6 protein-coding genes and 1 pseudogene are annotated in these 12,058 nt (G+C 43.3%); 2 read left to right on the top strand and 5 right to left on the bottom strand.

What is annotated here, in order from left to right; all coding sequences use genetic code 11:
• Positions 1-847: 847 nt before the first annotated feature.
• Complete coding sequence (locus ASD40_RS22025) at positions 848-2,017, bottom strand: iron-containing alcohol dehydrogenase (protein ID WP_057305312.1); 1,170 nt, start codon at positions 2,015-2,017, stop codon at positions 848-850.
• 104 nt (positions 2,018-2,121) lie between these two features.
• On the opposite strand from ASD40_RS22025, the gene ASD40_RS22030 reads away from it, so the two are divergent.
• A complete protein-coding gene (locus ASD40_RS22030; RefSeq protein ID WP_057305313.1) occupies positions 2,122-2,460 on the top strand; it encodes a L,D-transpeptidase in 339 nt (112 codons plus the stop codon).
• Between the two features lie 55 nt (positions 2,461-2,515).
• On the opposite strand, the gene ASD40_RS39460 is transcribed toward ASD40_RS22030, so the two are convergent.
• The 4 genes and pseudogenes from ASD40_RS39460 to ASD40_RS22045 form a co-directional block, all read right to left on the bottom strand.
• On the bottom strand, positions 2,516-2,968 hold the full coding sequence (locus ASD40_RS39460) for a sensor histidine kinase (protein WP_442952720.1): 453 nt from the start codon (positions 2,966-2,968) through the stop codon (positions 2,516-2,518).
• A 54-nt stretch (positions 2,969-3,022) separates the two neighbouring features.
• Positions 3,023-7,711 (bottom strand): annotated as a pseudogene (locus ASD40_RS22035) (AAA family ATPase); the annotation flags it as partial.
• 35 nt (positions 7,712-7,746) lie between these two features.
• Positions 7,747-9,393, bottom strand: coding sequence for a hydroxysqualene dehydroxylase (locus ASD40_RS22040; RefSeq protein WP_082562368.1), 1,647 nt, complete (start codon positions 9,391-9,393; stop codon positions 7,747-7,749).
• Between the two features lie 106 nt (positions 9,394-9,499).
• A complete protein-coding gene (locus ASD40_RS22045; RefSeq protein ID WP_057305315.1) occupies positions 9,500-9,769 on the bottom strand; it encodes a hypothetical protein in 270 nt (89 codons plus the stop codon).
• Between the two features lie 389 nt (positions 9,770-10,158).
• Here ASD40_RS22045 and ASD40_RS22050 point away from each other — a divergent pair, with 389 nt between their 5' ends.
• Positions 10,159-11,382, top strand: a complete 1,224-nt coding sequence (locus tag ASD40_RS22050; protein WP_057305316.1) for a PASTA domain-containing protein — start codon at positions 10,159-10,161, stop codon at positions 11,380-11,382.
• The last annotated feature ends 676 nt before the right edge of the window (positions 11,383-12,058 follow it).

The following is a 12,058-nucleotide window of genomic DNA, read 5'->3' on the forward strand; positions in this document are numbered from 1 at the left end:
CTTTCCACTTCCGGCGCCTCCAGAGATGCCTATGCCAAGAGGTTTTTTCATGCTTGTTGTCATTCACGATTTTTCTTAATTGAAAGTATACACCCCAACATTCCTGAAAGGGCTATCCCAAAAACAAAGCTATTTACATTGAAAAAAATGGTGTTTGTATACTGATTGAACCATCCCCACCTATAAATAATTGAATTCGAACTGTTAGGTCCTCCATTCAGTGTATCAAGATGCCATTTGACTTCATTGATCTCTCCTAAAACACAAAAAACTAGGAGTAAGCTTATAAAAAAGATGATCAAACCTTTTTTTATCCTAGTTACACGCTTAACGTTATAAAAAAACATCGAAGTCATAACTAGCAACACTGCATATATGGGAATTGCAACAAGTATGATGATGATCGCGGGATTACCATTCCCTGAAATTGCGCCACTTGGCCTTGCTCTAAATGTCATTAGGTCTATCAAATAAAAAATTGAAGCACTAATGAACAAAAAAGTGAGTAACCAAAAATAAAAAGAACTACGTCTCATATTATCTCTTGTAGATACTTCAGAATCTCTTGATTATCTTTAATAATAATCCTTTTCGCTGTATGTTCGTTGGTCAATTTCATAATTTGAGGAATTGCTTAATGACACGATAGGATTTCACGCTGCCACAAGCTCCAACAATTCGAATTTTGATTAAATCCACTCCCTTGAGCCTTTACATAATATGGGTTGTCTCCATTAACTTTACATGATAATTGATCCTTTCTCTACGAGTTTATGCAATTTTAATGTTTGCAAAAAAACAAAAGCCACCCCGCGTAGATCAATCTACATCAGGATAGCTTATTTTTTTAGACTAAAGATCGAATCAAAATATCTCTGACTGTTTCCCTCGTCATCTTTTTATATTGCCCCACATTGTCCTTCATGAATGATTTATGGACTAATTCCTCTATCCTGGAATCATCGATTCCATAATCCCCTAACCGTTTTGGCGCACCAAGGGAATTCCAGAAACTTCGCAGCGCGTCAATCCCTTCGAGTGCAATTTCATGATCCGTTTTATCTGATGGATCGATACCGAAGACTGCAATCGCCAGTTTCTTCATCCGTGTAGGATCGTCCTCTGCACAATGCTTCATCCAGTTCGGGAATACAATCCCAAGCCCTCCGCCATGCGGAATATCATAAACAGCGGATAGGCCATGTTCGATCTGATGCGATGCCCAATCTCCACCATCTGTGCCACTGGACAGCAGCCCGTTAAAAGCAGTCGTGCCCGCATACATGACCGTTGCTCTATGCTCATAGCTGGTAAGATCGGCAAGCAGCTTCGGCGCAGCTTCTATGACTGTCAAGAGGACTGACTCCATGAATCGATCAATCATAGTTGTGTTTTCCGTAAGATGGAAGTACTGCTCCAGCACATGCGACATCATATCCACTATGCCGTAAACGGTTTGATCCTTAGGCACAGAATAGGTGTACGTCGGATCTAAAATTGAGAAAGCCGGATAAGCGAAAGGACTGCTCCAACCACGCTTTTCATTTTTCTCCCAATGTGTGATGACGGAAATATTATTCATCTCAGAACCTGTTGCCGCAAGTGTTAAAACCGTTCCGAAAGGAAGAGCTTTGTGAGGCACAGCTTTCCGGGTAATGATGTCCCAAACATCCCCATCATAATAAACGCCCACGGAAATCGCTTTGACACAATCAATCACGCTCCCCCCGCCAACGGCCAGAATGAGCTCGATTTGCTTATCGCGGCAAATATCTATGCCCTTACGAACAGTGGTAAGCCGTGGATTAGGCTCTACATCGGACATTTCAAACACTTCTGCTTGCATATGTATAAGCTGTTCCATAACAGCATCGTATACGCCATTTTTCTTAATGCTTCCACCGCCATACACAAGCAATACTCGCTTGCCAGTAGTACCAAGTTCCTGATGTAGCTGCTCAATTTGACCCTGGCCAAACCATAATTTCGTTGGATTAAACTGTAGAAATGATTGCATGTCTGTTTCTCCTTCGGTGACTGATTCTACAGCAGTATATCACATGTAAGTTTCAATATCTAAATCGTTCCATTTTACATAGTATAGATCGAGGTGACAATCCTATGCCCAATTACCGAATTATTGTTGATCTTTCTGACTTTCAATTATATCTTTTGGATGTAAACATCGTTGTACGTGGATTCCCAGTTGGTATTGGTAAAATGTTAACCAATACACCGACGGGTGAATTTTTTATTATCAATAAACAACCCAATCCTGGAGGCCCATTCGGCGTCTTGTGGATGGGTTTAAGCAAACCTCATTATGGTATCCACGGCACGAATGATCCTTCTTCCGTAGGAAAGAGAACATCACACGGCTGTATCCGCATGTACAACGAAGATGTGCTTGAATTAGCCGCACTTGTGCCCATTCACACCAGAGTTACCATTCGACCTTAACCCAAAAAACCGTATACCGCACACTGAATCATGTGAGGTATACGGTTCTCGGGGCTTAAATTCGATGCACTGGTAACGAGAATGAGATGCTGCATCCTTTTCCAAGGCGGCTTTCCGCCCAAATCTGGCCACCGTGATACTGTACAATCTCCTTAGCAATCGCAAGTCCTAGACCACTGCCGCCAGACGTGCTGCGTGATTTAGAAACTTTGTAGAACCGCTCAAAAATATGTGGAAGATCCTCTTCGCTAATCCCCACGCCGGTATCGGTAACCCGAATCACTAACTCTCTCGGCTCATCCTTGATTGCCACGTGAACATCAATAAATCCGCCTCTAGTGGAAAATTTAATTGCATTGTACAAAATATTTGCATACACCTGTTCAATACGATCTGTATCTACCGTTAAAAGCAGTTCTTCGTCTTCCGAATGTGCCATGTCTAACGTATAGGTAATTCCAGCATTCGCTGCATCCAGCTCATACTTCGCAAAAAGCTGACGAACCATCGTTCCGCATGAGGTTGGAGCTAGCTGAAAATGGAACTGTTTCGTCTCAAGTCGACTTAACTGATACAGATCCGTAATGAGCCGCTGAATGCCGACAATCCGCATATGAACGACCGAAAGGTACTTTCTCTGTTCCTCAGGCTCTTGAATAATCCCATCCAGAATAGCCTCTACATAACCCTGAATGGACGTGAGTGGGGTGCCCAGATCATGGGAAATATTAGACAGCAAGTCTCGGCGGGACGTCTCCATCAAGATCAATTCGTTCGTCCGTTCTTTGACTTTGGCCTCCAAATCATTATAGAGTCTTGCATTCTCGATCGATATTGCCGCCTGTGCAGACAATAGCTTGATAATATCAAGACGGTCTGATGTAAAGGCATTACGTATCAAATTATTTTCAAGATAGAAGACGCCAACTAGATTGCCCTGATGCAGGATCGGCTCGCAGAATATCGATTTACTCTCCGTTGCACGAATATACGGATCATGTGTAAAGAATCCCTTATTTTCGGCATCATCGAGAACTACGCCTTCCTTGGTTCTTGCAACGAATTGAATCACAGCGGTTGGGAGATCTTCTCTTGTTTCTAGTAGAACAGAGCTTACGGTACAAGAATCCTTGCCGTCGATGGCTAGCATCTCAGCCTCCACGAATAAGCTGTCACGTTCCTTTAAGACAAGGATGCTTCTCTCCGCGCCAGACGAATAAGTTACAATTTCCATTAACCGTTTAATCAATTGCTCCAAGTTAACTTCACTCGACAACGACCTAGACGTATTCATAATCGTCATAAAATCAAGCGCCTGCAGGGAATAGTCACTTATTTTGGTTGTGCCCCAATCCTTCGACTCCTTAAGTGATGTTAAATAGCCCGGATAACGCAGCATTAACTCCTCGGCCTTTGCCTTGGCACCCCAGCTTAGATAACCGTAATACGCATCGACGAAAAAGGTTTTGGCAATCTTTTCACGTCCCGCTTCCTTGTACATCTTCCCTGCCAGCTCACAGGCAATCGCCTCATGCTGAATAAACCCCTGCTCTCTTGCTTGCCGGATTGACGTTTCGTATTCTTGCTCCGCTTTCTGGAAATGGCCCATAACACGGTTCCACTCCGCATGCATTAAAAGACTAATATGCAAAAAGTTTTCCGGACAATGGGCAGCCCATTTATCCATCTTGCGAAGCATCTTTCTCATCTGTTTGGCGAGCATCTTCTGCTCTAGGATCACAGCCTCTTTATATTTTGCAGCTATAGCTAAAGCAAAGTAGAAATAGTTCTCAGGAATATGAAACAGACCGAACGAAACAGACTGCATAGGTTCCGCATCTTTACCAAACTTTAAAGCTTCGTCATATTGACCAAACAAATAATACAGCATCATTTTCTTTACCGTATACTCATGAATAATAACTTGGTTCGGGTGGACCTCCAGTTTACGGACAAATTGATTTTCCTCTTCCTCATCCTTGCCAATAATCAGGGGATTCTCAGACTTCCCTTCCAAATTATGAATGACCATACGGAGCATTTCTAACATGAGTAGGGTGTCATGATGATTGGTCTGTTCCAATATCCGATAGTTTTTAGCTAGATCTTCTTGTACTTCCGAAAGGACAACACCTTGAAAATCCTTTACTAAAACCTGATACGTTAGGGCATAACCTGCGAAAACCAAGTCGCCGTCTTCGATCCCGCTTCGGAACGATTCCTTCAAATGCTCTAAACACACCTGCAAAGGCTTTACCCAAGGCGTCACGAACAAACCAAATGAGAAATGGCTTTTGCTGCGGAATTGATGAGATTGAAATCTGGCATTCATGCGGTCGCCAAGCTGCCCATATTGGTAGCCCAGCTGATAATCCCCGAAGCCCGAGCCCAGAATCAAGCCATAGGATCCATATACATAGGCCATCATGGGGGTATTGCCATACTTCAAGGCATGCTTCGTCATAATGAACATGAACAAAACGAATAAATTCGTATTCACGAAATAGGCGGAGATGGCAATACTCATCATTAAGTTCATTAATTTGGTTCTATATTCATCTTCCATAATCGGTAAATCGTACAGCTGAAGTGTATTCTTCCGCCCAATCATTGCTTTCAGCTTCATATATTCGAAAAAAATGTTCACGCCTGTAGGTTCTTTAGATACACGGATGCCTTGTTCAGCTAATGCTTTCAATCCGACTTCCACACTTTTATGCTGCTTACCGACGTTCGTGTATAGAATCACTTGTAAGTTATAAACTTCCAACTTAAGTTCGTTCGTACGGGCATCTATAAGCAGCTCTTCATATGATATCTCGGCTTCATCCGCCTGACCATTCAGATAAAGCACTTCTGACTTCTCCAGTCGAATGGAAAAGCTAAGGTCATTTAATTCCGCACTCTCTACCAACTTCAGCAAAGCTAATGCTTTATTGTAGTACTGCAGTGCTGAACGATAAGCATTCGAGGATTTAGCCTTGCGGCCTGCACTGAGATTAAATTCTAGAAGCTGGATAAGTTCCTTCCGCTCCGTTAATAAGTTAGAGCCGATATTCATATGGTTGACGATATCGAACAAACGGGGCTCGGCCTGATCTTCAGTTAAATGCTCCAGCAGCTGATGCGCGATGTTCAAGTGCATTTCTGGCAGCATGGATTCCTCAATGGATCCATAGACGGCTTCTTGAATGGAATCATGCACGAACATAAAACGTATGTCCCGTGCAGTTGAGTTCCCTTGGATCTCGATAAAAAACTTATAATCTGTACCAACTGGTATCATCAATCCGTTTTGGATAGCAATTTCCAACTCTTGCAGTATATCTGTAAAGGACATCTTAGCAATAATACCAAGCGCTTCCAGGTCAAAGGAGGCCCCCAAACAAGCAGCAAGCCGCAATAAGTATTGCGTTCTAGGTGGCATTCGCTGCAGCTTTTCAGCTAGGAGGAACATAAGATTATCGGTAATTCTAAGCTTCTGAATTTCACTAATATCCCATATCCAACGATTAATTTCATAATTAAAGGTGAGTAAATTTTGCTCGTGTAAAGCCGTTAAAAATTGTTTGACGAAAAAAGGATTCCCTCCGGTTTTTTGCAGAACGAGCTGAGCCAGCTCAACAACCTGCTGCTGTTCGGTTTTCAACGACTCCGCAATCAACTGCCCGACATCCGCAATTTCCAGTGGCTGCAAAATAATCCGTTCCGTAACAAGTCGCTCTGGGAGCTTGTCCAGCAATTGAACACGGGTTGATGAAAACCAATTAGTGTCGTACTCGCTTCGATAGGAACCTATGAAAAGGAAATACTTCATTTGTGAATCGTTCAAAAGCAGATCAAGAAACTGTAAGGATGCCGCATCTGCCCACTGCAAATCATCTAGAAACAACACGATGGGCCGGTCTTTCACACAGAAGATTAGCAGAAATTGCTGCAATAAGAAATGCAATCGATTCTGTGCTTCTTGAGGAGGTAGCTGCTTCGCAACGGGCTGCTTACCGATTAGGAGCTCAAGGTCCGGAACGAGATCCGTCAGCACTTTCCCACTCGTTCCCAGTACCTTCAGCAATCGTCCGCGATACTCTTCGATTTGATGATCTTTCTCCGTCAGAAGCTGACGGACTAACTGACGCAGTGCCTTAGACAACGCATGATACGAGACATGCTGTTTGTTCGGCTCGAATCTGCCGGATAAGAACCAGCCATTGTCCTTCATGATCGTCTTCATCGTCTCGGCGATGAGAAACGATTTGCCATAACCAGATTCCCCGGTTACCCAGACGGCCTCCAGCGATCCATGCACCGCACGTCCGTAAACATGCAGCAGATTTTCGATTTCCTGAGCTCGTCCGTACAACCCTTGAGGTATCTGGAACATGTCCGTCATGTCATAGAGCCCAACCGTAAATTCCGTCATTTCTTCTCCGGAATTGCTCAGCATCAAGATGTGCTCGAGATCCTGAATAATGCCGTAGGCGCTCTGATATCGATCTTCCGCATTTTTAGCAAGAAGCTTCATGACAATATCAGATAGCGGCTTTGGTATGCCCATCCGCAAGCTTTCGGGAGGAGTCGGCGTCACGGCAAAATGGCAATGAATCAGCTCCACCGGATCTTCCGTTTGAAACGGAAGACGTCCGGTGAGCATTTCATAGAACGTGACCCCTAAGGAATAGTAGTCCGTTCGGTAATCGATAATACGATTCATACGACCAGTCTGCTCAGGTGACATATAGCTTAGCGTTCCTTCTAGCATCAACGGGTCTAGCATTTCTTGACGCTCTCTCGTAAAAGAGGAAATGCTGAAATCAGCCAGCTTCATGATCTGCTTATCGGGATTAATAATAATATTGCTAGGCTTAATATCCTTATGTATAACGTAACGCTGATGAATATCCCCAACTATTTTAACCAATTGAATAGCTGCTATGAGAAAAGCTTGTATGGACTGACGAAACATTGGGAAATAAGCTGATAAGGTCTCACCGTCAAAGTCTTCCAATATGAGAGCTAGGCTGTTTTGATGCTTGGGCAGCGCCAATGGCTTAACAATGCCGGGAAAGTCCAGCATTTTACCTATTTCATACTCTCGTTTCAATCTAGCGATATCTGCGGAAACAGGAAAGTCTGAACGCAAGGTCTTGATAACTACTTTTTCCATAGTCGGCTTATGAACTGCGCGATAGAGTACAGTCCGTTCGCCTTGATAAATTTGTCTGATTAACTCGTATTCCGGCAAAATTAGCATAAAATCCTCCTAGTAAAACTAGCTGCTAGGTATTCCTAAAAAAGCTCTCCATCCCAAGGAAGCCCCTTCTCAAACCGTCGCTTATCATGATGATGATATGGTTTCAATAAATCGATATGCATAAACTCAAATGTGTACATTTCCCATATTTCACAAGGCTCTTCTGCCGACCCATCTTGTTTCAGTATGGCATTAACTGCACGTCGTGCCGCTTCGTTAGCGCCTTCCATCGTCGCAAGGTTCGTATTCGTACGCACATAATCAGCAGCCAGGAACAGATTCGGAATTGCGGTATAAGCTTCTGGACGGTCATCCCAAGTACCCACGCGATTAATGAGCAGCGGCTCCATATTCGTACATGCCTGATCAGGATTCTCAAATTGAATATCCGTATCCAAGAACCAAGAATGCAGAACATCGTCTTCTAGGATAACGGCACCATCCACATTCAAGCTTAACTTCATCTGTGCCCATACTTCGGCTTTAATTTCTTCAGCCGTGCAAAGTGTAGCCGATTTACCGAATAATACCCCTGGTGTGTCCCAATCCGAAATGTCGACGGATAAAACGCCCTTCACTGTGCCATCACCATATTGAGTAAGGTCGACATCCGGCCAAAATTGTTTCTGGGATACTGAAGTCAGCGACCAAGGTGCATCTAAGTATATAACATGTCCATGTGTGATAGGCAGCTCTTCCTTCAAATAATACTGAATGCCATTCATCCATGCGACGGAATCAACAAGCTTCTGCACACCTACAAGAGTAGGGTCGGCTTGCACCATAGCGTCGGTAATGAATTTACCCATCACTTCAACCGGGAATGCAGCTATGTAATAATCAGCTTCGACATCGAAGGTCTTACCGTTCTCTGTCACCTTCGCACTGCGAATAATGCCATCCACGCAGTCGATGCTTTCAACTTTTGCCTCTAAATGGTAATCAACTCCCTGATCTCGTAAAAAAGTTAGCCAAGGGTTCACCCATTTGTCATTCGTTGGACCGTTCAAGAGACGAACGAAGCTCGTGCCTGGTGTGGTGATATCTAGTGTCATTTGAACAGCAACAGGGCCGACAGTTTGTGTGTTTGCAATTTTGGATTGACAAGCAACGAGGGTTTTGGTGAATCCAGCGAATATTTTTTGAAAGGCAGGGGATTGTTGATCCGCCTCAATGAAATTCCACCAATCGATGAGGTTATATTCCTCGCGAATGCGTTCATCACAGCTCGTCATGACTTGCCATAGCTTACGTCCGTATTGCTCTAGATCATCCATACTTAGACCTAAGCCATTATCGAATAAATCTCTGATGACCACCATAAAATTGTCTAAACTAAATTCAATCTTGGCCAGCAGCGGCAATAGCGGTGCTGTGTAGGTGGCAATATCTAACCGCGTCACTTCTGTTAAGTTATCATATACGGTTCCGTTCTCATAGGGAATTCGTTTCAATGTATCAATGACATGTCTGTAAAAGCGAGGAAATAACCTAAAACCATGCTCGCCTGGAAGATCTTTCCTCCCGTCAATTCCACTGCCTACAAAAGGCATACTTCTCGCTTTCCCGCCTGGAATACTTTTAAACTCGTAGACAGACACCCCATAGCCTCTGACGATCAATTCATGCGCGGCACTCATCCCGGCAACACCGCCGCCCAAAATAACGACTTTTTTCAACACAGTTCCCCCTCATATTGGATCAAATTGTAAAAAAATCTGTAAAACTATCATATCATCTAGGCCATTTGAATCATAGACTTTTAGCTCTGCGAAGTTAGAAAAAAGCCTAAATCAGCTGAATCTTGTCAGCTAGAAATGGCTTCATAGAAAATTCGGGTTCTTTATATTGGCGCGCAGCAGCTTCTATACCTTTCAACTCATTTTTCTCAAGCTTATTCCAAAACTGAGAAAAAAAGTGTACAGTAAAATAAATGAAATAACTGCTATCTGCCTCAGGATCCAGACTCAACTTTGATATTCCCTCGACTTCTTCAATAAGCTTTACAACAAGCAGTTCCAATTGCTCATGTTGAAGCTCATAATACGCTTGACTCAAATCTTTTCCACTTGATGAATTGACGCTAAAACCCGATCTATTTGATCTTGATTTTGCTTGATGTCCTCTCCTTGAGGAGCTTGAATGCCTTCCAAAGCATGTAGACTCCGACCATATTAATCCAAAGAAACCATCCATTCACCCAGATCTTGCTGATTCCACCTCGATTGGCGTCAGTTTATCTAACAATATAAAGCATTTATTCAAGAACTTTACTATGAATTCCACCTTCAGACTCTTGTTTATACCCATTTTGATAAAATCCAACAAAAAATTCGACTATTTATGTTATTTTTCATAACAAAATACCTAAATTCCTATATCCCGCCGAATCATATATAATAAAGGCAACTCCCAATGATGCCATCAAGAGAGAGGATGGATATTCCATGCATAAAAAAATGGGTACGCGCTATGTGCCAGATTCACAGATCGTCGCTTTACCTCATGGTACTTTGCATTATGGTGATGATTTATTTCTAACTCGAAAAGTTCTCCTTTATCAAATAGAGCTTCAACCTGGGCAGGTCGGTGAAGATTACATTCGAACCCTTCATCATAAAGCAGCTTTCATACATGACGGGTTTCAACATATCCTGGATACAGCTGTAGAGGAAGATTCGGTTACGATCATTCTGCAAGCCAAACCAGGCTCACTATTCTCCAACCATGTTAACAAGAAAGAAATGTCCTTCCATACCATCATTGCAATGATTGCTGATCTAGGGGTTTCCTTGCTTGACGCAATGGAAGAACGTATTACAGGATTTACAGTAGGCGCTGAGAACTTATGGTTAGATGATCACGGCAAACTTTCCGTCATTAATTATTGGGACAAGGGCGATCCTCAGGCACAAGGGGCCATCGGGCTTTGTCGGTTGATGATTCAGCTATTTACTGGCGCGGAGACGATTAGTGGTGCTTTTGAAGTGATGCATACGCATCTGGAGCGTACGCCGATCCCATCTGCGACATATGAGCAAAAATTGGCTTTAATTAAGCTGATTAAGCTCGTCTGCCATGGTCACGCATCACTTTCTTCGTTGATTTTTGGATTGCGGAGTTTACCATATTCCGGTCAAAAGCAGGACGCGGGGCCTATCCACACGCAAAATCATTATCAATACCCGAGTAAAATTCAAAAGCACGTGGTGGATGAAGTTGATGAGGTGGACGAGGCTGCACCCGCTGCTGATAAGCGATCACAATCATTGAGCGCTCTAAGTAAGGCAGGGATAGGAGCAATTGCTATTTTAGTCGTCGTCTTGGTCACAGTTTGGGCGCTTTGGCCATCTCCCAAAACGGAGTCTGTTGTCGTGGTACCTATCCCCACCGCCACACCTACCATGTCGACAAATACGCCTGTCCCATCAACAACGAAGCCCCTCGGAGATTCGAACAAACAAGCCGAGGAAGTGGCCATACCTAACCTGGTAGGTCTATCTCAATCTGATGCCGAAGCGCAAGCCTTGGCTGCCGGTCTGCATTACAATTTTTTGATTGAAGCAAACGATCAGCCTAAGGGAACCGTCATTAAACAAGACCCAAAGTCAGGTGCCAAAGGCTTGCAGGGGGACAATGTTACGTTTTGGGTTAGTAAAGGGAGTCAGTGATGCTTAGAAGCGTTGACAGCTAAAACAGTGACTCCTATGAGCGGAACCCCTAAGAGGGGAACTCCTAGTAGCAAAGAAAAGCAGTACACCTGAAGAGTAGAACACCAAATAAGCAGAGCACTTAAAGAGCAGAATTCCTAAAGAACAGAACTCCTAAGAGGGGCACTCCTAGTAGCATAATACCTAATAAGAAGAACACCTAATAAGAAGAACACATAGAGGCAAGTTGTACTTTGTACAACTTTTGTCGAGTAAACCAACCATTTCCCATCTATTGTTGCAAAACATACAACAATTTCGCTTGAAAATGCCCTAAAAGGAATAATAACGTCCAAATTGTTGTACGAAATGAAACAAATTCCATTTTTACGATAAAAATCAAGGAAATTGTTGCATTCCGTACAACTTGCAAAAAATGAAACCACCCATATCTTCCCAACGCGTTCGAATCCCAGGCGCTCGTCGTAGCTCAGCCTCATGACGTTTGGCAAAACCAACTCCTTCTGGTTGGCAAAATCATAGTTCCCAAAGTTGGTATTCCTAATTACCGCCACATTGAAATTCACTCACTTACCACTTGGATAAATGTGAGAAACTAATCGCCTTTAAGCTGAAGGATCCCCTGCAGAGCTTGCGATTCCGTATTTCATTCGCAATTAAGCCGTTCCTAAATGCA

It is taken from the genome of Paenibacillus sp. Root444D2 (assembly GCF_001426375.1).
GTDB lineage: Bacteria > Bacillota > Bacilli > Paenibacillales > NBRC-103111 > Paenibacillus_E.